We start from the raw sequence: 24,735 nt of genomic DNA, 5'->3' as shown, positions 1-24,735 counted from the left end.
GAAATTTACAGCATAAAAAAACAGGATCGATATTCACGAAGAAATCGATCCTGTTTTATTTTAAATATCAGCTACTGCAAATTATTCATTGATAATACTGAAAAGCTCTTCAGCCGCTTCACGTGGCCCTTCTTTGCTTTTACCATCAATCGCCAGAGAAGTATGCATCTCTCCTATTTTTGCATCACTTTCGTCTAAAGCCAAGAAGAATTTACGCACAAGCTTTTCGGCTTTATCTCTTTCTTGCACAGGGCCAAAAGGATTTGCGAAATAAGACTTAACAAGCCCTTTCTCGGTAGTTGTTCCTTTTGCCTTTCTTGCTCCGTCTTCAAAAACCTCTATTGCTTTATCGACATCCTCAAAGAAACTGATCTTTGTTTCCGATTCGGCATAATTATTAGCATATAGCATATAGTCAATCGTATACCCTCTCGATATAACCTCATAAGTAGATATCGGAATGGTTACTCGTGCATTTATTCTATCGGGGTTGGTGTAGATACCTCTATCAAGCTGAGCGAAAGCATAAGCAGGATCTAAGTCGTCGGTACGGACAAAGGCTCCTATCTCAGTTCCATATCCTTTTATCTGTCCATCAGCTTCAAATTGCAAATATCCCATATCATCGAATATTACACGCATGTGACGTATATATTTTTCGTTGAGCGTGCGGAAAGCTTCAAGACTTTCGGATTTACCGGCTCCACTATCTCCCATTATGATAATATTTGCTTCTTTACCATTCTTCAGAGCAATATTCACCATAGCCCCATGAATAGGCAGATTGCCTCTTTCCATTTGCTTGATATTATGCAGCGTAAGAAGCATCTTCTTCATATAACCAAAATAGTCGATATCATCGCAATAATTAGCATAACCGATCAATATATCATTCTTCTTATCCTTATGATAGAAAGTACGTTTTTCTTCATAGCCGTCAGGATATCCAAATACGTAAATCAAATCGGGTTTTTTACCTACATAATCATTGCCTTTAGCCAGCTCAAACAAGTTAGCAAGACCTAAACCATGACACATAAAATCTTTATGGAAATAGACAAAAGCTAACAAGTTACCAACTTTTGCAGGGTACAAAAACCACTCATCCTCATTCAGGATCAAATTAGCCAATGGATTTGTTTGATGTTCCTGGAAGATACCATCTCTGGTGTTCTTCTTCGTATATGAAATATAAGGAGGGTTGATAACTACTGTTCCTATAAATGGTATAGATGCAAGCCCCTTATACTCAATCGGGCAATTCCATTGCATATCGTTAAGCATCAAGCCTGCATTCGCCCCTGCGATAGTCTGACGGTATACGCTATGACTGTATCCCATTACGGTTTCTTCTGTACGTCTGTAGATAGATAGTATCAACTCATTAAGAAGTTGGTTTGCTTGCACAAATCGCACATTTTGAAGACCATCACCCATGCGATTGTTGTGAACAACAGTAACCCTTTCCAGCCTTCTCCAATAGTTATACAGCATTTCTATAAGTTCTATAAACAAGCCTTTATCCTTAAAGAATGGAGCAAATTTATTATTTACCACCAAAAGCTCATCTATTTCACATACAGTCAAAAGCTTCATAACCTCTATCAAAGACAAGGTTAGCTCTTCATCAGTTTTGAAATCTTTAATAAAATAATCGTAAATAATCTGGTTATCTTTCTTTATTCTGAAAATAAAGGATTCAACCACCCGATGAAACGCGTAACTACTTAAAATTTTCTGTCTGTTATCACAATACTTCAAAGAGAAATTGATGATAGCACGACCCCTGTTTAATGTAAATTCTTGCAGCATCTTTGTTATTAATTAGTTAATATATTAGTATCAAAATATTTTTATCCCTAAATCTTTTATCTTCTTTATTTTCTTTACACTCTTTTTCCGAAACAATAATGCGGCAATACATATACCGATTGCCAGAGAAAAGAGTAAAGAAGATGTCAATATAAAATTGTAAACCGTGTCATGCAATAAAAATGCTGTTTTTGCACCGGTCGTTCCCTCTTCATATATTCGTATACATCCCAGCATCGTCTTGTAGGCATATAAGCCCGGTATCATGGTTATACAAGCCGGCAATGTAAATACAACCGGAGGAGTGTGTATCTTATGAGCACAGTAGATACCCAAAAGCCCTATCACAACAGTGCCACTCAACGTAGCTGAGATCAAGCCAAAGTCGAAATACAACAACGTAAAACGAATAGCATGACCAAGCCCTCCCAGCAAACCGGCAACCAACAATCCCTTCTTTGGCGTTTCGAACAATAGTGCAAAGCCTATAGCAACAAAAAAACTAAGAAGAGCGTCTTTTAATATATCTATTAGCATAATCAAAAGTTATTTATTCCTATTATTGTCATACTAATAAACATCCCCACAGCGATACATAAAAGAATAAATCCGCCGAATGCTCCACGGGCTATACCTGTAGGAATATACCCTTCAAGCAAATCGATTATACTATTTATCAGAGGAACTCCCGGAATAAGAAACAATACAGAAGTAGCAATAGATGTTTGAGGCGAATAACCAAATCCAGATAAGATATTCAATCCTGATATGGTTGTTGTCACAAACGCTGAGCAGATTACAATAACCATCAGGTTAAACTTTCTCTTAATCATCTCCTGACGCACCGCAAGCCCGACAAAAGAGGCTACAAAAGCAAAAGCCCCATCTATTAAATTCCCTCCGGCCAGTAGGCATAACGATCCGCAAGCTATTCCAATAAACAGGCGAACAAGCCAAACGGAATAACGAGAGGTATCCTTCAACCTTTTTATACGCTGGTGCAACTCCTGCAAAGAAATCCGATCTTCGGCAAGTTCCCATGTCAGCAAACTGGTATTGGTGAGTATTCCAAAGTGTACCCCATGATGTATTATCTTTTTATTGGCCGTTACTATGTTTTCCTCATTACCCATATCGGTTACTGATACCGATACAGCAGTAAATGATATCAGCATTTCTACTTTATAGTTTGTCTTCTGTGCTATACGTTGTACATTCCTATTAATTCTTTCACAGTGGGCTCCCGATTCAAGCAACAGGGTACTGACCTCCAATATGATGTCTACAAATTCTTTCAACGACAACTCTTTGTCTGAACGTGTGTTTTCTACATCTGCACATCGATCATCAACATGCGAATAATCAAGAACGTTTGCGCGCATTTCTTTCTAAACTTTTTACGATTAAACATAAATGTAAAAAGCTCTTTTGAACTTCACAATGCTGCAATAAGAACACACCTGGATAATAACATCTCCTCCGACAAGAGGGATGAATGAAATTATTAGACATAACACTTTTATCGCGAAGCATTGTCAATCCGATTTAAGGCAGGTATCCTGGCTTTCACCATTTCTATTTTCCTTCCCATCTCTGCACGAAACAGTGGATTTTTAAATAGAAACTTTCGCGGTGATTACAGTTGCGCGACAGCTCAGGACTTTCACCTGATTCCCTATTCTCCTCAATATCTGAGGCACCTTAGCGGTTGAAGAATAATGATAAAGAACTTTCGGGAGGCAAAGGTATAGGAAAAAATAATAAATAGCACATCTTTTTTATTTTTTCCTATACAAAAAGATATAAAAGAAAACAAAAAGAGAAGAGTCTCAATCAATAAGCATTTTTGCATTAAATGTTTATTTTTATGCTTAAAAACATATAACTTTGTCACAGGTTTTGGTGTCATTTACTATATCCATAGAAAATGATGAAAAGGGAATCAGGTGAAAATCCTGGACAGACCCGCTGCTGTAAGCTCCTCCAAAGACTTTGAACAATACTCTATCCACTGTTCTTACACTGAATGGGAAGGATGCTCAAAGATAAAGTAAGTCAGAAGACCTGCCAAGACCATATAGTTGGAAGCTTTCGAGGAATAAAGCTGAAGATTTAGGATGGGATTTTTTCAAATAGAAAAAGCCTTCTCTATTTTATTTTTATTCTGTTACATTTATTTAAATACGTCTGTATTTATTTCTTATTCTATTCCACGTAAGCTCTGAAAATTGAGTACTTAGAAATTTATTTTATAATCAAATGGAAGCATATAAAAACTTTAAAGGCACACGGTGGCAAGAGGAAATCAATGTAAATGATTTTATACTCCAAAACTATAAAGAATACACAGGAGACGAATCTTTTCTACAAAACCCTACTGAAGCAACAATCAAGCTATGGGAAAAGTTAAGCACAATGTTTATTGAAGAAAAAGAGAAAGGCATATATGATGCCGAGACTCGAATACCTTCTCAAATTGATGCTTATGGACCCGGATATATAGACCAAGAGCTGGAAAAAATTGTAGGGGTTCAAACAGACAAACCGCTAAAAAGAGCAATATTCCCTAACGGAGGTCTCCGTATGGTGAAACAGAGTTTGGCCGAATATGGTTATAAACTCGACAAAGGGACAGAAGAAATATTCTCAAAATACAGACGCACACACAACGAAGGTGTATTCGCTGCTTATACCGACAGCATCCGCAGAGCCAGAAGCAATGGATTGTTAACGGGCCTACCCGATGCTTACGGACGTGGACGTATTATCGGCGATTACCGCAGAGTAGCTCTTTACGGTGTAGATCGATTAATCTCAGAGCGAGAAAAACGTTTCCAAGAATGTGACCCAATTGTGATGACAGACGATCTGATTCGTCTTCGTGAAGAGCTAAGTTCGCAAATAGAAGCATTACTAGCCTTGAAACGTATGGCTGCTTCGTATGGCTTCGACATTTCTCAACCGGCGAATACAGCCCAAGAAGCTATCCAATGGACATACTTTGGATACCTGGGTGCTATCAAAGACCAAAATGGTGCAGCGATGAGCCTCGGACGTGTAACTACTTTCCTCGATATATATATCGAAAGAGATTTACAAGCAGGCTTAATAACCGAGATAGACGCACAAGAGCTTATTGATCATTTTGTAATGAAGTTACGCATAGTCCGTTATCTTCGCACCAATGAATATAATGAACTATTTTCGGGAGATCCTGTATGGGTAACCGAATCGATCGGAGGTATGACAAACAACGGAAAGTCGATGGTTACGAAAAATAGCTACCGTATGCTTCATACACTATACAACCTAGGGCCTGCACCCGAACCTAATCTAACAATATTATGGAGCGACCGTTTACCCGAAAGCTGGAAGCATTATTGTGCCAAAGTTTCTATCGACACGTCATCACTCCAGTACGAGAATGACGACCTGATGCGTCCTCAACTAGGCGATGATTACGGTATCGCATGTTGTGTATCGCCGATGCGAATAGGGCACCAGATGCAATTCTTCGGGGCAAGAGCGAACTTACCAAAGGCTCTACTATATACAATCAACGGAGGTAAAGACGAAATAACCAAAGCGCAAGTATTACCAAAGCACTGGGTAGAAAAGGTATCAGGAGAGTATCTTGACTTTGAAGAAGTGTGGGAGAAATTTGACCGCACCTTAGATTGGGTTGCCGAAACTTACGTAAAGGCATTAAATATCATCCATTATATGCACGATAAATATTCATACGAGGCTTTAGAAATGGCTTTGCATGATGTTGATATCGTCCGGACACAAGCTTTCGGCGTTTCGGGGCTGTCCATTATCGCCGACTCTTTTGCTGCTATCAAGTATGGAAAAGTACGCATCGTAAGAAATGAAGAAGGTGACGCAGTCGACTATATTATAGAAAAAGATTACGTTCCGTTTGGAAACAACGACGACAAGACCGACAGGTTTGCTGTGGAAATAGTAGAAAAGTTCATGAGCAAAATCCGTAAACGTAAGATGTATAAAGATGCGATACCTACACAGTCGGTATTGACCATCACTTCAAATGTTGTTTACGGAAAGAAAACAGGAAACACCCCTGATGGACGACGTGGAGGAACACCTTTTGCTCCGGGAGCCAACCCTATGCATGGGCGTGATACCAGAGGAGCTGTAGCATCACTTTCATCTGTAGCGAAGCTTCCGTTTGCTCATGCAAATGATGGCATTTCATATACTTTCGCTATCACACCAAATACATTGGGTAAAAACAGAAAAGAAGAAGCTCAAAACCTCAGCGGACTTCTTGATGGCTACTTCTTACAAACAGGTCACCACCTCAACGTTAATGTATTTGACAGGAATCTGCTTATCGATGCGATGGAACATCCTGAAAAATATCCTCAGTTGACAATACGTGTATCAGGTTATGCTGTTAATTTCGTAAAACTTACAAAAGAGCAGCAATTGGATGTTATAAACAGAACGATTACTACATCATTCTGATACTCCGTTAATAAATAAAAAGTTGCTCCAAAACAAAAAAAACACTTTTGGGGCAACTTCACTTAGCTGGAAGAAAATAAATAATGAAAGGTTTAATTCATTCTTTCGAATCTTTTGGAACTAAAGACGGCCCGGGTATAAGATTTGTATTTTTTATGCAAGGCTGCCCTCTTCGTTGCCTCTATTGCCATAACCCAGACACATGGAATATGAACGATAAGAAGTACGAACTAGCTCCGGAAGAGGCTTTTGAAGAAGTAAAGAAGGTAAAAAACTTCATACGCAATGGGGGCATAACCATTTCGGGAGGAGAACCCCTGCTACAACCTCAGTTTATTATCGAACTATTTAAGATGTGTAAAAATGAAGGTTTACATACAGCTATAGACACATCAGGATATATATTAAATGATAAGGTAAAGGAAGTTTTAGAGCACACAGATCTTGTACTACTGGATATTAAACATATCAATCCTGATAAATATAAAAACCTCACAGCAAAACCTCTGGAGCCAACACTTCGCTTCATGCAGTACCTCACAGAAATTGAAAAACCTGCCTGGCTAAGATATGTGCTCGTTCCGGGCTTCACCGACGATGAAAAAGACCTGAATGACTGGGCAAAACAAGTTTCTGAATATAAAAATGTACAGCGAGTAGATATTCTACCTTTTCATCAAATGGGATTACATAAATGGGAGCAATTAACTGAAGACTACAAGCTTAAAGACATTGCACCTCCCGAACAGTCGGAAATAGAAAAGGCTGAAAATATTTTCCGAAATTATGGACTTAAGGTCTGACATATAGATTATTCATAAAGCATTTCTCTTTACAAAAACAAAAAAAGATCATCGATAAGAATATAAAATTTTATTTTTAGAAAACTTTTCAACAATAGCAAAATCACAACAAACTCATAAAAAGCTAATTAACAATAAACAGAGAAAACTTAAATCAGAAAACACTTAAATAAAATATCCAATCAAGTCTTTTATTAAGTAAAATCATATAACTTTGTTAACATATACGGTTCCGAATATAATCGGATGAAAAGGGAATCAGGTGAAAGACCTGAACTATCCCCGTAGCTGTAAATTTCAGAAAGGTAGTTGGACTCTCACACCACTGTCAACGAATACTGATGGGAAGGTTACCAACTGCGAAATAAGTCAGAAGACCTGCCGTATATACATTCTAGCTTTCGGGAGAAAAGCAGCAGAATTATACAACATATTAACTCCAAATAAGTCTGTGTACTTCCCTGCTCCTGTCAGTTATATTTTAATTGATACAATAAAAGTATAAACGATAACGAATATGATTCAGACAGTTGTAAAAAGAGACGGACGTATCGTCGGTTTTAATGAGGAAAAAATCATGGCAGCAGTTCGCAAAGCCATGCTACACACCGAACAAGGAGAAGATTCCACTTTAATCAGACGCATTACAGACTATGTATCCTGTCAGGGAAATGAGCAGATGACAGTGGAGCAAATACAAGACATGGTAGAAATGGAGTTGATGAAAAGCCCCCGCAAAGAGGTGGCAAAAAAATACATTGCCTATCGTGACAAACGCAGCATTGCCCGCAAAGCAAAAACGCGAGACATGTTTCTGGAAATTATAGATACTAAATCGAACGATATCACGCGAGAAAATGCAAACATGAACGCCGATACACCTGCCGGTATGATGATGAAGTTTGCTAGCGAAACCACTAAGCCTTTTGTTGATGATTATTTATTATTGCCGGAGGTAAAAGAAGCTGTTCGTCTCAACTATCTGCATATACACGACAAAGATTATTATCCGACTAAAAGTCTTACTTGCGTACAACATCCTTTAGATAAAATATTACAAAACGGTTTTTTTGCAGGACATGGAGAATCTCGTCCCGCAAAACGCATTGAGACTGCCAGTATGCTAGGTTGTATCTCTCTGGAAACAGCGCAAAATGAGATGCATGGCGGACAGGCTATTCCTGCTTTCGATTTTTATTTAGCTCCATTTGTACGTAAGAGCTTTATTGAAGAAATAAAAGTTCTCGAACAAGCTACAGGAATAGAATACAAACATTTGTACGAAACAGAAATAGAAGATTATATCCCTTGTTCAGTCAAAGATTTAGCAGGAGACAAACGAATTATACAGCATGCTATAAACAGAACAGTGAGCAGAGTTCACCAATCGATGGAGGCCTTTATTCACAATATGAACACAATCCATTCTCGTGGAGGAAATCAGGTCGTATTCAGTTCGGTCAATTACGGAACGGACACCTCCGCTGAAGGGCGCTGTATTATTCGCGAATTACTCCACAGTACATACGAAGGAGTAGGAAGTGGCGTAACGGCTATTTTCCCTATACAAATATGGAAAAAGAAGCGAGGCGTAAACTATTTGCCGGACGACAAAAACTATGATCTTTATATACTAGCAAGCAAGGTGAGTGCCCGCCGTTTCTTCCCTAACTTTTTGAATCTGGATGCGACATTCAATCAACATGAAGACTGGAAAGCAGACAATCCTCGCCGATTTGAATACGAAGTAGCTACAATGGGTTGTCGGACACGCGTATTCGAAAATCGCTTTGGGAAAAAGACATCTATCGGACGGGGGAATCTCTCTTTCTCCACTATCAATCTTGTACGCATTGCCTTAGAATGCAGAAATATAGAAAATGAAAAAGAAAGAATAGATTGCTTCTACAGCAAACTAAACCAGATACTCGACCTGACCGCATTACAATTGCATCGCAGGTTCGAATTTCAGAAAACTGCCGCTCCCAAACAATTTCCATTACTAATGTCTGTATTATGGGAAGGATGCGAGCAGGTAAAAGATGAGAACACGATAGAGAAGGTAATTAATCAAGGCACATTGGGCATTGGTTTTATAGGACTTGCCGAAGCTCTTGTTGCACTTGTAGGTAAACATCATGGAGAAGATGAGCAAGCTCAAAAACTCGGACTGGAGATAGTAACTTATATGAAAGATCGAGTAAATGAATTCTCAGAAAAATATCAGCATAATTACAGTGTACTTGCAACTCCTGCCGAAGGGCTCGCCGGACGTTTTACACGTCGAGACAAAAAAGACTTTGGGCTAATCAAGGGCATAACCGATCGTGAATATTACACCAATTCCAATCACGTACCCGTATATTACCAATGCAGTGCACATAAGAAAGCAAAGACAGAAGCTCCTTATCATGACCTAACTCGAGGAGGACATATCTTTTATGTAGAGATAGACGGTGATGCCACACACAACCCCGATGCTATATTGACAGTAGTAGATATGATGGATAAATATAATATGGGGTATGCATCAGTCAATCACAATCGCAATCGTTGTTTGAAATGCGGCTATGAAAATTCGGATACAAAGCTCACCCGATGCCCAAAATGCGGTAGCGACGAAATAGATCGCCTGCAACGCATAACAGGTTACCTGGTAGGGACAACAGACCGATGGAACAGCGCAAAACTGGCAGAGTTAAACGACCGCATTATTCATGAATAAGCTATCAATACTAAATATTATACATGACACCACCGTAGATGGTCCCGGATTCAGAACGGCCATCTACGCTGCGGGTTGTGCACACAGATGTCCGGGATGCCATAACCCACAATCGTGGGATATAAAAAATGGCACACCACACACCATTGATCAGCTATTAGAGATAATAAAAGAAGATGAATTTGCAAACGTTACTTTTTCGGGTGGAGATCCCCTGTTTCAAGTAGAAGGTTTCACACAGCTTGCACAACGAATAAAAGCAGAAACAGACAAAAACATCTGGTGCTATACCGGATTTTTGTATGAAAACATTCTAAAATCGGAAAGGCTTTCTCAAATTCTTCCTTTTATCGATTTTTTGGTAGACGGCAGATATATTGAAGCACTGCAAAGCGAAGAGCTACGATTCAGAGGCAGCAGCAATCAAAGAATCATAAATGTGCAAACTTTGGATGAATACGGGGATTCACCTCAACGATAAGAGCTTTCAAAAAAAAGTGATAAAATAACACATTCTTGAATAAAATCCATACCAATTTTTAAAATAAATATAATAAATTTATGCGATAAAAAAAGATTTACTAAAACTTAGATTAAAGTTAACCACTAAACATATCTCAATCTCAATAAATGTAAGTCTATGATGAATAAAGAGGTTGTAAACAACTTGGTGTATAGAATCAAATCTGCACTTCCCGAAAATGTCAAAATAGCCCATTACCTGATGGATTTGTTATCGTTAGGCCGAGAAGCTGTATATCGCAGACTAAGAGGAGAGATAACATTCAATCTGGATGAGCTTATACTAATATCCAAAGACTTGGACATATCTTTAGATAGTATTGTAAATCCTGAAAAAATGGAAAAATATGGCATTTTGTTTGAAACAAAAATGCTGATAAAAGATACTTCTTTAAAACATCTTATGGAGAACCTCAAACAGACATTAAATGGACATGTCGAATTGTGCAAACTCGCAAACAGACACCCTGAAGCTAAAATGTCTATCGCAACAAACACGATGCCCTATCAGTTTTTTCTCAATTACAGAAATCTGGCGAGAATTCCATCTTACAAATGGTTGTATCAAACTCAACCAGTTGAAAATATGATGTCCTTTAGTGACTATAAGGTATCGGATGAAATAATCAGCCTTGCTCATGAATTTGTAAAAGAATATAATACCATTGACTCTGATTTTATATTTGATCCCAACACCTTTAATTCTATAGTTGAAGACATTGTTTTTCTTTACAAATTAAATTTAATAACTAACGAAGAGGTCAACTTATTGAAAGAAGAATTTTTGAACTTGATTGACGACCTCGAAATAAAAACTGCTTCGGGTAAATTTAGCCCAACCTCAAAAATATCGGTTTATATATCTAATATTAGCATAGATACAACTTACACATTTCTAGAATGGGATAATAATCAGGTTACACATTTCCGCATATATGGCCTTTGCAGTATAAACACTGAAGATCCGACTATATGTAAAGTACATAAAACTTGGATTAATTCATTAAAACGATACTCTACATTAATAACACGCAGTGCGGATTTAGTTCGAATCGAATATTTTAACAAGCAAAGAGAATTTATAATGCAAAAATTATAACTATTTCCTATACCGCATTTTCAATAACAGGCACGGTTAAACTTTTTCCTTAATTTGTGCTGACATACCTTATCACACTTTATAGAAAAACACGAATAAAGACACAGAATAAACACTGTTGTCGAATCAGCCTATTGTCTAATACAGATTAATATTTCACTTTTACACTTCGTTTTTTCAATCTTATCATATAAACTGTTTCCACCCATAACTGTCTAAAAAATAGGACAAACGATATTCATTCGTTATATCGAATACAGAAAAGTTTAGACTTAAGGGCTCTACAAATATACTTATGCAAGGCCATGGGCTGAACAATAAACTCTCTAATATTAAGTCCATAAAAGAGCTTTTTCTTTTATAAAAAGTATATCTACGAAGTAGAAAATATAATATATGCAACAAAACAATAAAGCTATAAAAAGACTAGTTACATTAATAAAATTGGCAATTCCTGACAATGTCAAGATTTTATATTACTTAATGAATTTGCTTTCCTTGGGAAGAGAAGCTGTATATCGCAGATTGAGAGGAGAAGTAATGTTCAATATGGATGAACTCATTAAAATATCTAACGACCTAAACATTTCATTGGATGACATTATCAATCATCAGAAAAAAGACGCTAAGAATGCATCTTTTGAAACAAAGATGATTATAAGTGATAACCTTGAAAATACACTCAAAAAAGTTGCGGAATCATATATAGAACTTCATAAAGTAGCACGGCAGTCAACAAATGCAAAACTTATCATTGCCTCCAACATGATCCCTTTTCAGCTTTTTCTGGAATATAAAACTTTAGCGAAAGTCGCATCTTACAAATGGCTATACCAAACAAAAGCAATAGAACATAAACTGCCTTTTTCGGAGTATAAAATTTCGGATGAAATTGCGAACCTGGTTCATGAATTTATAAAAGAGAGTAAGACTATTGATACTGAATACATCTTCGACTGCAATACTTTTACTTCATACATTAAGGATATAGTTTTCTTCTCCAAGCTTAAATTGATAACAAAACCGGAAGTCATACTACTAAAAAAAGACCTCCTCGACTTAATAAACAATCTCGAAACAAAAGCTGCGAAAGGCAGTTTGGGTACATCATCAAAGATATCTGTTTATATCTCGAGCATCAATATAGAATCTTCTTGTTCTTTAATCAAGTCAGACAATAGTCAAATAGCTCATTTTAGAATTTATGGGATAGGTGGTATTACGAGCTTCGACTCCCAACTACTGGAAGTTCATCAAATCTGGATTGAATCGATGAAACGATATTCTATTCTTATAACGGGAAGTGCCGATCTAATAAGAAAAGAATATTTTAATGAACAAAGAAAAGCAGTCGAAATAATGTTGGGAGAGGGTACAACTTCTGACGATTAAAAATTTAACAACTACAAGTTTACCTGCAATTCAATGTATATTCAACTTTTTTTTCACGTCAATACATCGAATATCCTCCCTAACCTTATCAACAAGCTCTAAAATAGATACATTATTAACAGCGATGTCGATATAGCTTATTGTTTACACAAAATAAATCTCTCAATTTTGTCAAAAATTCCCGAACAGACAAACAGCATGAAGGTAATATAAAGATATAAGATAAAAATATCGTAGCACATATATCTAGACATATCATTAAGACGAATTACTCTATCACCCTAATTATAAATAAGTTTTGCATTTGTAACTATCGTTACCTGAGGTATTATTTATGCTGTCCTGTTTTTTACAAAACAAAATATGATTGTAGCACAAATTAATAGAAATAAACTAAAAGAGAACTCATGAATCGAAACAAATCAGTAACAACATTTCTCGTTTTTATAATGTTGTTCTTGCCCTTATCTACACTACAAGCGCAAGTCTCAATCGGCTCGGGTGAAGAGCCTATATCCGGATCTATCTTACAACTAAAAGAGAAAGATGCGGTGACCGATGCCAGCTCTAATGCGCATAGGGGTTTAGCCTTACCACGAGTAACCTTATCAGAAAAAAAAGCTCTTTATCCCATGTTCTTGGCAGACCCGGATGATCCGGCTTCGGGACCGAATACTGCCTATAGCGGAGCAGCCAATAAGGAGGCTTTAGATAAGGCTCATACGGGCTTGATCGTTTACAACCTGACAGAGAATGATGATAAAGAATTATGCTTAGGTTTAAATCAGTGGGATGGAGAGCAATGGAATTGTTTCCAGAGCAAAATGGGAAATGCTAAGTTCGATGCGGTGAATTGTTCCGATATAGAGATTAATGGAGTCTACGTGGAAGGCACACCTACTACTTCAGCTAATTATCTAAGTATAAATCTGAATGTAACAAAAGTAGGAGCTTTCTCTATTACTATAACTACCGGGAATGGCTACAGTTTTTATCAGTCGGGGGTTGCATTGAGTATTGGGAAGATGACTGTGAATATCCCGTGTCAGGGCACTCCTGTGAATGCGCAAACGGATAAACTTTCCTTTAATGGCATAGGGCTTATTCCGGGCTGTGAACCTCAAATAGAAGTATCTTCTGCTATAGCAAATTACTCTCTAAACTGCTCCAGCATAGTGGTAAACGGAAGATACCTGAAAGGAACACCTTTAACAGCTTCAAATACGATAGCTTTAAACGTAACCGTGACCACTGCCGGTTCATATAACATCAATACTCCTTTGACGAATGGTATCCGTTTTTCTGCCAGTGGTGATTTAACTATCGGGACACACACTATCACTCTTATTGGTTCGGGGACACCTACCGTCAATTCTGATTTCCCGATAACGATTAATGCAAATACGCCACAGGGGAATAACACCTGTAATACAACAATACCTTTGACTTTGCCGGCTATGACTTATGCCGTTATTGGCTCGGGAAGTACTTATTCTTGGAACTCTACTGCCAGGAGCCAGGCATTGACCAATGGAGGTATAAGTTTTGGACCTAATGGAATTGTAAAAATAGTAAGTTTCACCGAATTATGGAGTACCTCAACTGTAAATACAGCTGCGAAGTATCTTAATGATGGTTATAGCAATGGTACTATGCCCGATGTTGTATTGTACTTTGCTTACGGTGCTGCCCCTACGACAGCTCTCACTACGGCGTTAAGGGATTACATTAATAAAGGTGGCTGTGTAATTTATGGGTCGGCTGATGGGACTAGTAGCGATGTGAATACGCTTATGAGCGGATTGTTTGGTATAAGCCCCGCTATTGCTCAATCCGGAGGGCAAACAGACGACGATGTATATGTGATATCAAACTTACCAAGTGATCCTGTTATTAATGGTCCTTTTGGAAATCTTTCGGACAGGCATTGGGGGGAAGATAATGGGACAACCGGCTCTGTGATAATGACCGAGCTACCTCCTAACTCTGTGCAAATTTGTACGGCGCGTTCTGCATCCAAAACGTTACAAGATCCACAATACTCGATCGTATGGTATAACGACAGCAAGAACTTTCTTTATTTCGGAGACAGTGTAGGTTCTTCCACAACTGATAACAGTACAGGCGCTTATCCGTCAAGATATAACAGCCAGGGATTACCATTGTCGAAAAATTATGGACCGGGCACAGCGTGGAATCAGTTTATATATAACTCTGCTTTGGAGCTCAATGCTGTGGCCTGGGCTTTGAAGAAGGCTGCAATCAGTGGAATTAATCCTCACTAAATAAAAGATAACTCAAGGGGATTGGCTTAACTAGTTATTAAATTAAAGATAGTAATCTCTAGAGCTTTTGGGACTTTTCAATCTTAGGCAGGCTTTCCTAAAAAGGCCTGATTAACAAAGCTATGCGTAGGAAAGGGAGATCTCTGTATCTCCCTTTTTAATAAAAACCGGTTAGGAATAAATAAACGGGTAAAATTTATATTAAACATTTTATTGTCGAAAGAAGATTATATGCCAAACCTTAACAATTTTAGAAATATTCATATCGGAAAGTTAATTCAAAAACGCATGTCGGAATGCAATGTGGATATTGACCGGGCATGTAATTTCCTGAAAGTATCAGAGGAAGACATTAAAGATATGTTTGATCGAAAGTCTTTAGAGAGTGAACTCTTATTGCATTGGAGTAAATTGCTGGAATATGATTTTTTTCGAATCTATAGTCAACATCTTATTCTTTATGCTCCGCAGGATATCAATAAAACAAATAGGGAAAAGAACACATCTCTACCTGTATTTAAGAAGAACATCTATACTCACGAGGTAATTATGTACCTACTAGAACTAATAGAAAGTGGGCGCAAAAACAAACGTGACGTACAGCAAGAATACAATATTCCTTCAACAACAATTAACCGCTGGATGAGAAAATATGGAAATAACACAAACAAACCGAATGGAGAGGAAGAAAAAACAAAAATTGAACAACAAAGAGAATAGACCCTTATACCATAAGATATATGCCGACATGATTCGTGATAAGTATCCCGATAGGGAGGCGAATTGCATCAATTACTTAAATAAAAGGAATTGGACTGCTTTAGACGTAATACGGGTTAATATGATTTTATTCTCAAATAAACAAGGGCGCAAAGAAATACTTTTGGGACAACGTCACCGTGCTTACGACCAAAAAAGTATAAAGCAAATACTCCAAGATCAGAAAGAGAACATGCTAAATAACAAAGAACTAGCCACAAAATACAAACTTAGTCGCAATACTGTCGCCAAGTGGAAAAAACTGTTCGGAGAAGAAGTAAGCGAGTAGACAGCCATTCTTTTCTCAAACCGATTTCTTGACGTTTTAAACCTTATTTATTAATATTGCCTTGTTATTAATATCAACATGCTGCTAAAATGAAAATAAAAAAAATAACAGAGGGGAAAGACCGGTTTATGAACCTGCTGCTATTGGGGGATGAACAGGAAAGCATGATCTACAGATATTTAGAAAGAGGAGAACTATTTGCTTTATACGACACTGATCTAAAAACCGTTAGTGTCGTTACTCAAGAAGACGAGAATACTTTCGAAATCAAAAATATTGCAACTTACCAAAAAGAACAAGGGAAAGGATACGGGAGTTTAATGATGATATATATAATTGAAAACTATAAAGATAAATGTGACATATTATTGGTTGGTACAGGCGACGATCCTACTATATTGTCATTTTACAAAAAATTTGGCTTTGTATATTCACACACCGTAAAAAACTTTTTCATAGACAATTACGACCATCAAATATTTGAAAATGGCAAGCAACTAATAGACATGGTTTATCTAAAGAATGAAATAAAAAAATCCTGACAGATTTCTCTATCAGGATTGCTGTGCACCCTTAACAGTTCTATTCTCAAACCTGTATTTTGGAATTTGATCGCTTTATTGCCTTTTGTCACATAAAGGAACAATATCCCGTAAGGTTTTTAGATAGTGGATAAATTCAAGAGTATCTTTATGCGTGCTAATTATAGCATCAGACTGACATTGTATAAATAGAACGACATAGTTATATAAAAATTCATCCAATAGTTTAGCAAAGTCTTTAGGAGAAATGTCTTCTTTAAAGAATGTATACATCGGTTCCAGATTTATATCCCCTCTTTCTAATTTTTCCATAAATGTTTGTATTAGGCTTACTGCACTTTTGTAAGGGTTGCTATATTTGAGTTTGTATAATTCACAATTGCAAAGTAAATGGCACAGCGTCTTATATCCTATTAATTGAGACAATAAGATATCAGAAACACAAATAATATATTAATATCCTAACTGTTAAAATATTATCCTCACAAATAAATTATTATTTGCTCTAAATGCTTATTTTTGCATATAAACAAATTCACAAATAGAAAGACATGGAAGAAACAAGCATAAAAAAGAGCAATCATGGTCCAAACGTCCGCCGATGGAGAGAATGGCGAAATATTAATCAAGATGTTCTGGCAGAGCAAATAGGAGTATCACAAGCTACTCTTTCGAGCTATGAGAAAAAGGATAAGCTCGAACAGGATATTTTAGAAAAGATTGCTAAGGTTTTGGATATTCCTGTTGAAGCTATTACTGAGCTTGAACAAGGAGCTTCCATCAATATTGTAAATGCTTATGATAATTCAGGTTCTATAAACTACTCCCCGACATTTAACCCGTTAGATAAAATAGTTGAGCTTTACGATGAAAAGATCGCTTTATACGAAAGAATGTTGAAGGATAAAGAAGAGGCTATTTCTTTGTTGCATGAGGTGTTGAAGGAGAGGAAGTAATAATTCTTAGAGTATATAATATCAATGAAGACAGAACTCTTTACGGTTTCGAGAATTTTCACAGAAGCATTATATAGAATCCCAGATTATCAAAGAGGATACTCGTGGGGGATAGATCAGTTAAATGATTTTTGGTTAGACCTTGAACAAATTCAAGAAAATTCTAAACATTATCTCGGTGTACTCACATTGGAAGAAGTAGATGAAGAAAAGTGGAGCAATTGGGAAGAAGATTCCTGGATAATAAAATCTCGAAATTTCAAACCATACTATGTTGTTGATGGACAGCAACGTTTAACAACTATTGTTCTTTTAATCATAGCAATATTAGAACATAAAAATGTGAAATATCTCAACTATAGCAATAAAGAAGATATTAGAAGAAAATATATTTTTGATTCAAAGCCAGAAGAGATATCAAGGTCTTATATATTCGGTTATGAAAAAGATAATCCAAGCTATGAGTTTCTTAAGACAGATATCTTTTGCGAAAAGTCAGACATACATCACCCTAAAGAAGAAACTATTTATACAAAGAATTTATTTTCAGCTAAACATTTTTTTTCTAGTAAAATATTAGAGATGACTGAAAATGAAGTCAATGTTATATTTACAAAAGCAACTCAACAATTTGTATTCAATGCTTATGAGATATCGAGTGATATAGATGTTTTTGTGACTTTTGAAACAATGAATAACAGAGGAAAGCCACTAACTACCTTAGAGTTACTCAAGAACAGACTTATCTTTATCTCTACTAAATTATCATCAGACTCAAAAAAAGATAATAAATTAAGAAGAGTCATAAATGATGCTTGGAAGACTGCATACCATTATTTAGGAAAAAATCCAAAAGTTAGAATTGGTGATGATGAATTTTTAAGGATCTTTTTATCTTGTTTTTATTTAGATAGAATAGATAAAATACCAGATGATGAAAATGAGAATACTATTGAGGCAATAAACAGGTTTGAAATGTTTATGCGAAATTATAATCGTTTTTTGTTAAATGAATTATTTTCTCAGAAAAGAATATATGGAAGTAATCAAAAAGTACTAAAACTTCAATTACCTGAAATTTCAGAACCTTTTATCTATGATTTTTCAACTCAATTAAAAGAATCAATTGAATTGTATTACTATTTATCAACACCAATAGACTCTAATTTTAGTTTGGAAGAAAAGATAATATTAGAAAGAATTAATAGATTATGTAATAATAAACCAACCTTATCTATATTTTCGATATTCCAAAAAGAAAAAGATTTGAACCTGAGAATACGTTTACTAAATGAATTTGAAAAATTCTATTTTGTTCAATCCTTTTTTTCATCCTTATATGAAATTCATAGAGGCGAATTTTCAAACCATTGTATATCCGAGCATATGGATGCAAAAAAATTACTTGAAAAAATAAAAAAAATAATTGAAAGTTTTTTCTTAAAGAATGATTTCGCTGATATTCTGAGCGATAGACTAAAAGATGGGGGTTATTACAGAATGCCTTTTATAAAATACCTCTTATTTGAATATGAAATGTATCTTCAGTCTATGTCAAAAACTGAGAGAGTAAAGATTGAATGGAATTCTTTTATAAACGAAAATTATGAAAAAGATTACTTCTCAGTAGAACATATTTATCCCCAAACTGCTAAAGAGAAATATTGGATTGAGAGATTTTCAGAATATTCACCCCTGCAAAAAAAGATTTTAAAAAATTCATTAGGAAATCTACTAGCTCTCTCAAGGCCAAAGAATTCATCATTAGGCAATAAGCCTTTCCCTATGAAAAGAGATGCAAATATGACAGGGTATAGATTTGGTTCTTACAGTGAAAATGAAGTCGCTTTAAATGAGGAATGGACAGCTAACGAAATTCTTGAAAGAGGGATAAAAATGCTTGATTTTTTTGAAAAAAGATGGAATTTAAAAATTGGAGATAGAGAGAAGAAAATTAAAGCTTTGGGGCTATCATTTTTAACAAAAAATAAATAAGGTATTTCTTCTCCCCTAAATAGTAAAAGCCTGACAGATTTCTCTATCAGGTTTTCTTTGTACCCTTAACCGTTCTGTTCTCGAACCAATTTCTTGAAGATTTAGACTTGATTTATGAGTTGAGGGATAGGATTCCGAGGCCGCAGAAAATAGAATATATTACATTTGTAATACCTTCAAATATAAAAACTATGAAGTTGTTAAATAATAATATTACTTTTTTAGAATGGGATATACTTCCTATCTCCGAAAAACGAGAGATTTGGAACCATTATTGGAATCCATACGAACCCCAAATAGGAGCTTTTACAAAAAGAGAAATAGTTGATAATCTTATTAAATCGATTCCTATAAATGCGCTGCAATGTGGGATAAAAAGTTTTGGCTGGGGAGTTTACATGCTGTTTATTATTGTTGATAATTCAAAAATAAGAGTTCCAAAACAATTTTCAGACTTATCTGTCAATAAAGGGGTTATTAAAGATTGGGTAAATAAAGATGAAGCTAAAATAACATTCAATTAGGAGGGACGTTGATAACTAACATGAACGAGAAAATCGTTATCGGATAAGTCTAAGAACCTATATTATATATTGCCCTATAAAACACAAACCAAAAATTTTGTACTTGATTAATATCTTATAAAAAAACAAATTGCGAGACAAAAAATAAAAAAGCGGAGATAGTTTTTCAACTTTCTCCGCCTGAGTACCCAGAGCCGGTACAATACCTATCAAATAAAGTAAATTAAAAACAAATAAAATTCTATATATCAGTATTTTATATTTATTGATATTTTAGCTAATTATGGCTATTTTCTTATTTTTTTCAACTTTTTGTCCCTATTTTGTCCCCCGATTAAAATCTTTTATTACCTTTGAAACCAAGCACTAGAAGCGTATAATAAACACAGAAAAAGGCAATAAAACAAATAATATGAGAAAAGGGACAAAAAAGAACAATGTTACGTTAAGGGAGAAAGCCTTATCGAATGGCAATATATCCCTTTATTTGGATATTTATCGGGATGGTGTAAGGGTTAAGGAATACCTTAAACTCTACATTGTGGATAAACCAAAGAACACTTTTGAAAGACAACAGAATAAAGAAACACTCCAATTAGCAGAAGAAATAAGAACAGCTAGAGAGACAGAATTAAATCATTCTGCTTTTGGCTTAGTAAGTCCGGTAAAGAAAAGAATTAATTTCCTTGAATTCTTTCAAAACTATGTAGATACTTATACAAAGAAAGATTTGAGAATGATGCAAGGCAGTTTACAGCGGTTTAAGAACTTCTTAGCTGAATCATACCCGACAATGAAGAATTATATTAAACCTGAGCAGATGGATAAAGATATGATGGTTAAATTTGTCGAATATCTGCAAAACCGTTCGATTGGAGAGGGTGCAAGAGGATATTTCCAGCGTTTTAAAAAAGTTGTCAAATATGCCACTGAAAAAGATATATTCCATAAAAATCCGACTAATGGTGTTTCTTGTATTGTCGATGATACTGCTTTGACTAAGGATGTACTGACATTGGAAGAAATACAAGAGCTTGCGAAAACACCATATCAGAATGGAGATATAAAGAAAGCTTTCCTATTCTGTCTATATGCAGGTTTAAGATATTGCGATGTGGTAGATCTGAAATATAGCAATGTGGATTATTCAGGCAAAAGAATAAAATTCGAACAAGCTAAAACGAAAGGACATTCAAAAAACTCTATTGTTATCATTCCTCTTAGTCAAACCTTATTCAGTCTTATTGGAGAGAAGCCAACGAAAGATGATTATATATTCAAATTGCCGAGTCATACAGGGTGTTTAAAAGCTCTTAGAACATGGGTCGCGCGTGCAGGGATAGACAAACACATAACATGGCATTGTGCCCGACACTCTTTTGCTGTTAATCTTTTAGGTGAATGCCAGACTGATATAAAAACCGTTGCATCACTTTTAGGGCATAGCGGATTGAAACACACCGAGAAATATACTCGTGCGGTAGATTCATTAAAAGAAAAAGCCGTAAATTCATTGCCTGAAATTAGTTTAGAATAATTAGATGAAAATTCAGTTAGTTCCATTTTGGAACATACTGCTTCCGACGGAAAAATATACAATAGAAATAATTAGTAAACTTACCCAATGGCTGTTTTCAATAAACATCTTGAACTTAAAGGGATTGCTGATATAAAAGATTTCTTCATAAAGAAGGGCATTTTATCTGAATATAAAAGGAATGATTTGTATGTACGGCAAGGAGAAGCTCATAATCATGTAGGCTTCATTTTGAAAGGTGGGTTTAGGTATTTGGGATATACTTCGGATGGAAAAGATCAAATTGTAGGTTATAGTTTTGAGAATGATTTTGTTGTTGATTATGGCTCTTTCCAGATAAAAAAGACATCTACAGTTGATGCCCAAGCAATTAAAGATTCCACGGTCTTAAACCTTACACATAATGAGCTCAATATTTTTTACGATCATTTTCACAATAAAAATCTTCGAGCAGAACTAGCCGAAACTTTATTGGAGGATATCTACAGCAGATTAGTTTCGTTATATTGCGATTCACCAAAAGAACGCTATTTGAAACTGATAGAGCGTTATCCCGAAATTTTGAATTTAGTCAGTTTAAGAGAAATAGCCTCATTTATAAAAATTACGCCGGAGACTTTGAGCCGAATTCGAAAAAATGTTATTCACGAACAAACCTTGATTTGAATCAAGGGTATTTTCATTCCATTGGTCTATTTTTGTATAATTTTTAACGAGAAACAAAATGAAAACAAAATTAGCCTTATTGACAGTGATCGTATTACTTCTTTCATCATGTAATGATGATAGTTCAAGCCCAACTCCCGAACCTATTAAGCCGACAATATATGAATATGCATATACAGGGAAGCATGAAATAAAAGATTTTAACGTATATGTTGGACCTAAAGGGGAAAAGCAAGGTGTAGGCAACGAGTTTATAAGTGATTTTTGGAAACATTCCATTGGAGAAAGCCCTTGCGACACATTAGTTATTGATCTGGTGAAGGACAGTCTGTATCTTAAGTATAATAAGACAGTTCGTGATTTTCCTTTAAAATTATCTAATGATACCTTGTGGTATACAGGCAATCAATATTGGGGTGTATTTCTTAATGAAGAAGATTTTTTGATAAATAAGGCCTTCTATTTCATTAACCATAAAGGAAAAGAAATAGAAGGCAGTGACTTATGGAGTGGTGGACATAGCGGAAATTGGCAGGCTTATGAAATAGCAAAAATAGACAGATTCTTTTATGACAACTCAACCTTTCAGTCTTTGTCTGATATGGTTGCGGAATCCGATACTATAGCATGGCTTACTCAATATTATGAATTTAAATTGGTGAAAAAGCATTAGATATATTTATAGATTAGATTGATGGTGAAATAATAATAGCTCCATAACTTACTTGGGATCAAATGGAGTTGTGTCCATATATTGTCCAGAGACAGTTCCATGTATCGCATTTGAATTGTCAAAAATACTGGTTTCAGAAGAAGAAATGACTGTAATAAAAAAGCTATCGGGTTTGTCAAGGATAAAAGAGAATGATTAGGTAAATACCAATAAATGACCATTTCATAATTTTGGCGCATACATATGAGAACACGAAATATTATATTATTAATTGTATTGTTGGTTATAATAGATCAAGCAGCTAAATTAATTATCTATCATTCATTTATGGATATTAATTGCGAGATTATACCTCAATTATTAGATTTCAAACCGACATTTAACAGTAAGTATAGTTTCGTGAATGATTCAATCTATAAGAAAACAGGTATGGATGCAGGATTAACATTTCATATTATTTTATTTCCATTGATCTGGTTTGTATTATTTCTATTCTATCGTTTTTTTAAAGGAATTGCTCCGAACAATAAAATGCTTGATATTTCTTTTTGTTTTCTTACAGCAGGGTATATATGTGGATACTTGGGTATATTAGTTTGGGAAAAAGGAGTACTTGATTTTCTGTATTTTAAACTACTGGGAGGTGTTATCTTCGACCTAAAGGATATGTATATTGACTGTTACATTGTTTTTTTCATTATTAGTACGATGAGAATAGAGAAAGAACATAAAATTGAATTAAAACATATGGCATCTTATTTAAAAGATTTATTCAAATAAGATACACTACGTTATAGACAATAATTTGTAATACACAGATAAATCAACCAACCATTTTGCTGTACCTCTTCTTTTTATTAGTTTTGTTATGAATGTAAAAAAAACATTACATGAATAAACTAGCTTATATAAAATACTCTCAAAGAGAAGCCAATCAAAAGATATGGAATTCTTTGATGAATAAATATGAGCTATTGAAAAAGAAAAACACATTCTTAGCCCATCTTTGGTTTCCATTAGCTTGTATTCTCTTTGGCTTTGTAGCTATATTCAGTTGGTTTAGTTTTCTTACTTTACTATTCAAAGATATTCAGTTTACTCCTCATTATATGAGAACAGTGATTAAATATAATAATATGAATAAAGAAGAGGAAAAAGAATATCTTGACAATCAGTTTTCAGAGTATAAGAATCGAGTATCTTATGGGAATCTATCCACAGAAAAACAAAGTCAAATAGATACAACATTCGATTTGCTGTTTAAAGTCAATACTGATAAGTTTGATAAAGTACCTGAACCTGAATTACAAGCACCACAACCGGAAATTATAATAAAAGATTTTAAATCAACCCTTAATGAAAAACAGATAGAAACTCTTGTAGAGTGTGTAAATAAAATAAAGATATTAGATACTGCAATGACTATTGATATTATGCAGCAAATCCTATCCTGTACAACAAAACAGCCATTGAGAATTGCCAGTAAGAAAAACAAACTCCTTATCTATCTATTTAACGAATTAAATAAACGCTGCTATATAACAAGCAGTTGGCAAGCTGTATGTGCACAGAACAAGATATTTCTTACGTCCGAAAAAGGTGTATTTCTAAATCAGGACAATATCTCCAGTACTGTTAGTACAAACCAAGACTACCCGCCAAAAG

Annotated in this window: 21 protein-coding genes, 1 pseudogene and 3 riboswitches; of the genes and pseudogenes, 18 read left to right on the top strand and 4 right to left on the bottom strand. The window is 35.3% G+C overall.

Annotated elements, in window-relative coordinates; translation table 11 throughout:
• Positions 1-81: 81 nt before the first annotated feature.
• The 3 genes from BGO84_RS12555 to BGO84_RS12545 are packed head-to-tail and all read right to left on the bottom strand — an operon-like array spanning position 82 to position 3,194.
• Positions 82-1,812, bottom strand: coding sequence for a phosphoenolpyruvate carboxykinase (locus tag BGO84_RS12555; RefSeq protein ID WP_135105689.1), 1,731 nt, complete (start codon positions 1,810-1,812; stop codon positions 82-84).
• A 30-nt stretch (positions 1,813-1,842) separates the two neighbouring features.
• Positions 1,843-2,349: a threonine/serine exporter family protein gene (locus BGO84_RS12550; protein WP_291029627.1), complete on the bottom strand. Its 507-nt coding sequence runs from the start codon at positions 2,347-2,349 to the stop codon at positions 1,843-1,845.
• Between the two features lie 2 nt (positions 2,350-2,351).
• Entirely contained in the window at positions 2,352-3,194 is an 843-nt protein-coding gene (locus tag BGO84_RS12545; protein WP_291029624.1) for a threonine/serine exporter family protein, read from the bottom strand.
• Between the two features lie 149 nt (positions 3,195-3,343).
• Positions 3,344-3,531, bottom strand: a riboswitch (cobalamin riboswitch).
• A 164-nt stretch (positions 3,532-3,695) separates the two neighbouring features.
• A riboswitch (cobalamin riboswitch) is annotated at positions 3,696-3,899 on the top strand.
• A 172-nt stretch (positions 3,900-4,071) separates the two neighbouring features.
• Here BGO84_RS12545 and pflB point away from each other — a divergent pair.
• The 10 genes from pflB (at position 4,072) to BGO84_RS12495 (ending at position 16,719) form a co-directional block, all read left to right on the top strand.
• Positions 4,072-6,303 carry a formate C-acetyltransferase gene (pflB, locus tag BGO84_RS12540; protein ID WP_135105682.1) on the top strand — a complete coding sequence of 744 codons (2,232 nt, stop codon included), beginning with the start codon at positions 4,072-4,074 and terminating at the stop codon, positions 6,301-6,303.
• Between the two features lie 83 nt (positions 6,304-6,386).
• Positions 6,387-7,106: a pyruvate formate-lyase-activating protein gene (gene pflA / locus BGO84_RS12535; protein ID WP_291029622.1), complete on the top strand. Its 720-nt coding sequence runs from the start codon at positions 6,387-6,389 to the stop codon at positions 7,104-7,106.
• Between the two features lie 210 nt (positions 7,107-7,316).
• Positions 7,317-7,507, top strand: a riboswitch (cobalamin riboswitch).
• A 116-nt stretch (positions 7,508-7,623) separates the two neighbouring features.
• The gene (locus tag BGO84_RS12530) at positions 7,624-9,831 is read left to right on the top strand and encodes an anaerobic ribonucleoside triphosphate reductase (RefSeq protein ID WP_291029620.1); all 2,208 of its coding nucleotides are present in this window, start codon (positions 7,624-7,626) and stop codon (positions 9,829-9,831) included.
• Positions 9,824-10,312 (top strand): anaerobic ribonucleoside-triphosphate reductase activating protein, encoded by a 489-nt coding sequence (gene nrdG, locus BGO84_RS12525; protein ID WP_291029619.1) that lies wholly within the window; start codon positions 9,824-9,826, stop codon positions 10,310-10,312. Before BGO84_RS12530 ends, nrdG begins: the two co-directional genes overlap by 8 nt.
• 159 nt (positions 10,313-10,471) lie before the next feature.
• A complete protein-coding gene (locus tag BGO84_RS12520) occupies positions 10,472-11,452 on the top strand; it encodes a hypothetical protein (RefSeq protein WP_283685346.1) in 981 nt (326 codons plus the stop codon).
• A gap of 483 nt (positions 11,453-11,935) precedes the next feature.
• Positions 11,936-12,844, top strand: a complete 909-nt coding sequence (locus BGO84_RS12515; protein ID WP_291029617.1) for a hypothetical protein — start codon at positions 11,936-11,938, stop codon at positions 12,842-12,844.
• 407 nt (positions 12,845-13,251) lie between these two features.
• Positions 13,252-15,129 (top strand): hypothetical protein, encoded by a 1,878-nt coding sequence (locus BGO84_RS12510; RefSeq protein ID WP_283685348.1) that lies wholly within the window; start codon positions 13,252-13,254, stop codon positions 15,127-15,129.
• A gap of 288 nt (positions 15,130-15,417) precedes the next feature.
• Positions 15,418-15,849: a hypothetical protein gene (locus BGO84_RS12505; protein ID WP_291029615.1), complete on the top strand. Its 432-nt coding sequence runs from the start codon at positions 15,418-15,420 to the stop codon at positions 15,847-15,849.
• Positions 15,806-16,177, top strand: coding sequence for a hypothetical protein (locus tag BGO84_RS12500; RefSeq protein ID WP_283685350.1), 372 nt, complete (start codon positions 15,806-15,808; stop codon positions 16,175-16,177). Before BGO84_RS12505 ends, BGO84_RS12500 begins: the two co-directional genes overlap by 44 nt.
• Positions 16,178-16,266: 89 nt before the next feature.
• Entirely contained in the window at positions 16,267-16,719 is a 453-nt protein-coding gene (locus BGO84_RS12495; RefSeq protein ID WP_291029613.1) for a GNAT family N-acetyltransferase, read from the top strand.
• Positions 16,720-16,794: 75 nt separating this feature from the next.
• Here BGO84_RS12495 and BGO84_RS12490 read toward each other — a convergent pair whose 3' ends face one another.
• Positions 16,795-17,031: a hypothetical protein gene (locus BGO84_RS12490; protein WP_291029611.1), complete on the bottom strand. Its 237-nt coding sequence runs from the start codon at positions 17,029-17,031 to the stop codon at positions 16,795-16,797.
• 239 nt (positions 17,032-17,270) lie between these two features.
• Between BGO84_RS12490 and BGO84_RS12485 the strand changes: the two genes are divergently transcribed.
• The 8 genes and pseudogenes from BGO84_RS12485 to BGO84_RS12450 all read left to right on the top strand — a co-directional run.
• Complete coding sequence (locus BGO84_RS12485) at positions 17,271-17,675, top strand: helix-turn-helix transcriptional regulator (RefSeq protein ID WP_291029609.1); 405 nt, start codon at positions 17,271-17,273, stop codon at positions 17,673-17,675.
• Positions 17,676-17,699: 24 nt separating this feature from the next.
• Positions 17,700-19,670, top strand: coding sequence for a DUF262 domain-containing HNH endonuclease family protein (locus BGO84_RS12480; protein WP_291029607.1), 1,971 nt, complete (start codon positions 17,700-17,702; stop codon positions 19,668-19,670).
• A gap of 191 nt (positions 19,671-19,861) precedes the next feature.
• Positions 19,862-20,194, top strand: a complete 333-nt coding sequence (locus BGO84_RS12475) for a hypothetical protein (RefSeq protein ID WP_291029605.1) — start codon at positions 19,862-19,864, stop codon at positions 20,192-20,194.
• Between the two features lie 412 nt (positions 20,195-20,606).
• Entirely contained in the window at positions 20,607-21,731 is a 1,125-nt protein-coding gene (locus BGO84_RS12470; RefSeq protein ID WP_291029602.1) for a site-specific integrase, read from the top strand.
• Between the two features lie 87 nt (positions 21,732-21,818).
• Entirely contained in the window at positions 21,819-22,397 is a 579-nt protein-coding gene (locus BGO84_RS12465) for a Crp/Fnr family transcriptional regulator (protein WP_291029599.1), read from the top strand.
• Between the two features lie 58 nt (positions 22,398-22,455).
• Positions 22,456-23,070 carry a hypothetical protein gene (locus BGO84_RS12460; protein ID WP_291029597.1) on the top strand — a complete coding sequence of 205 codons (615 nt, stop codon included), beginning with the start codon at positions 22,456-22,458 and terminating at the stop codon, positions 23,068-23,070.
• Positions 23,071-23,313: 243 nt separating this feature from the next.
• The gene (locus BGO84_RS12455) at positions 23,314-23,850 is read left to right on the top strand and encodes a signal peptidase II (protein ID WP_291029595.1); all 537 of its coding nucleotides are present in this window, start codon (positions 23,314-23,316) and stop codon (positions 23,848-23,850) included.
• A gap of 110 nt (positions 23,851-23,960) precedes the next feature.
• Positions 23,961-24,735, top strand: a pseudogene (locus BGO84_RS12450) (hypothetical protein); the annotation flags it as partial.

The organism is Dysgonomonas sp. 37-18 (assembly GCF_001899125.1).
Classification (GTDB): domain Bacteria; phylum Bacteroidota; class Bacteroidia; order Bacteroidales; family Dysgonomonadaceae; genus Dysgonomonas.
This window is presented reverse-complemented; position numbering and strand designations above follow the sequence as displayed.

Bases quoted from the DNA above. Each gene is read 5' to 3' on its own strand.
- BGO84_RS12555 (WP_135105689.1), bottom strand. From the start codon at position 1,812: ATGCTGCAAGAATTTACATTAAACAGGGGTCGTGCTATCATCAATTTC.
- BGO84_RS12460 (WP_291029597.1), top strand. From the start codon at position 22,456: ATGAAAACAAAATTAGCCTTATTGACAGTGATCGTATTACTTCTTTCA.
- BGO84_RS12550 (WP_291029627.1), bottom strand. From the start codon at position 2,349: ATGCTAATAGATATATTAAAAGACGCTCTTCTTAGTTTTTTTGTTGCT.
- BGO84_RS12520 (WP_283685346.1), top strand. From the start codon at position 10,472: ATGATGAATAAAGAGGTTGTAAACAACTTGGTGTATAGAATCAAATCT.
- BGO84_RS12530 (WP_291029620.1), top strand. From the start codon at position 7,624: ATGATTCAGACAGTTGTAAAAAGAGACGGACGTATCGTCGGTTTTAAT.
- pflA (WP_291029622.1), top strand. From the start codon at position 6,387: ATGAAAGGTTTAATTCATTCTTTCGAATCTTTTGGAACTAAAGACGGC.
- BGO84_RS12505 (WP_291029615.1), top strand. From the start codon at position 15,418: ATGTCGGAATGCAATGTGGATATTGACCGGGCATGTAATTTCCTGAAA.
- nrdG (WP_291029619.1), top strand. From the start codon at position 9,824: ATGAATAAGCTATCAATACTAAATATTATACATGACACCACCGTAGAT.
- BGO84_RS12465 (WP_291029599.1), top strand. From the start codon at position 21,819: ATGGCTGTTTTCAATAAACATCTTGAACTTAAAGGGATTGCTGATATA.
- BGO84_RS12495 (WP_291029613.1), top strand. From the start codon at position 16,267: ATGAAAATAAAAAAAATAACAGAGGGGAAAGACCGGTTTATGAACCTG.
- BGO84_RS12480 (WP_291029607.1), top strand. From the start codon at position 17,700: ATGAAGACAGAACTCTTTACGGTTTCGAGAATTTTCACAGAAGCATTA.
- BGO84_RS12475 (WP_291029605.1), top strand. From the start codon at position 19,862: ATGAAGTTGTTAAATAATAATATTACTTTTTTAGAATGGGATATACTT.
- BGO84_RS12515 (WP_291029617.1), top strand. From the start codon at position 11,936: ATGAATTTGCTTTCCTTGGGAAGAGAAGCTGTATATCGCAGATTGAGA.
- BGO84_RS12500 (WP_283685350.1), top strand. From the start codon at position 15,806: ATGGAGAGGAAGAAAAAACAAAAATTGAACAACAAAGAGAATAGACCC.
- BGO84_RS12545 (WP_291029624.1), bottom strand. From the start codon at position 3,194: ATGCGCGCAAACGTTCTTGATTATTCGCATGTTGATGATCGATGTGCA.
- BGO84_RS12485 (WP_291029609.1), top strand. From the start codon at position 17,271: ATGGAAGAAACAAGCATAAAAAAGAGCAATCATGGTCCAAACGTCCGC.
- BGO84_RS12470 (WP_291029602.1), top strand. From the start codon at position 20,607: ATGAGAAAAGGGACAAAAAAGAACAATGTTACGTTAAGGGAGAAAGCC.
- BGO84_RS12455 (WP_291029595.1), top strand. From the start codon at position 23,314: ATGAGAACACGAAATATTATATTATTAATTGTATTGTTGGTTATAATA.
- BGO84_RS12510 (WP_283685348.1), top strand. From the start codon at position 13,252: ATGAATCGAAACAAATCAGTAACAACATTTCTCGTTTTTATAATGTTG.
- BGO84_RS12490 (WP_291029611.1), bottom strand. From the start codon at position 17,031: ATGGAAAAATTAGAAAGAGGGGATATAAATCTGGAACCGATGTATACA.
- pflB (WP_135105682.1), top strand. From the start codon at position 4,072: ATGGAAGCATATAAAAACTTTAAAGGCACACGGTGGCAAGAGGAAATC.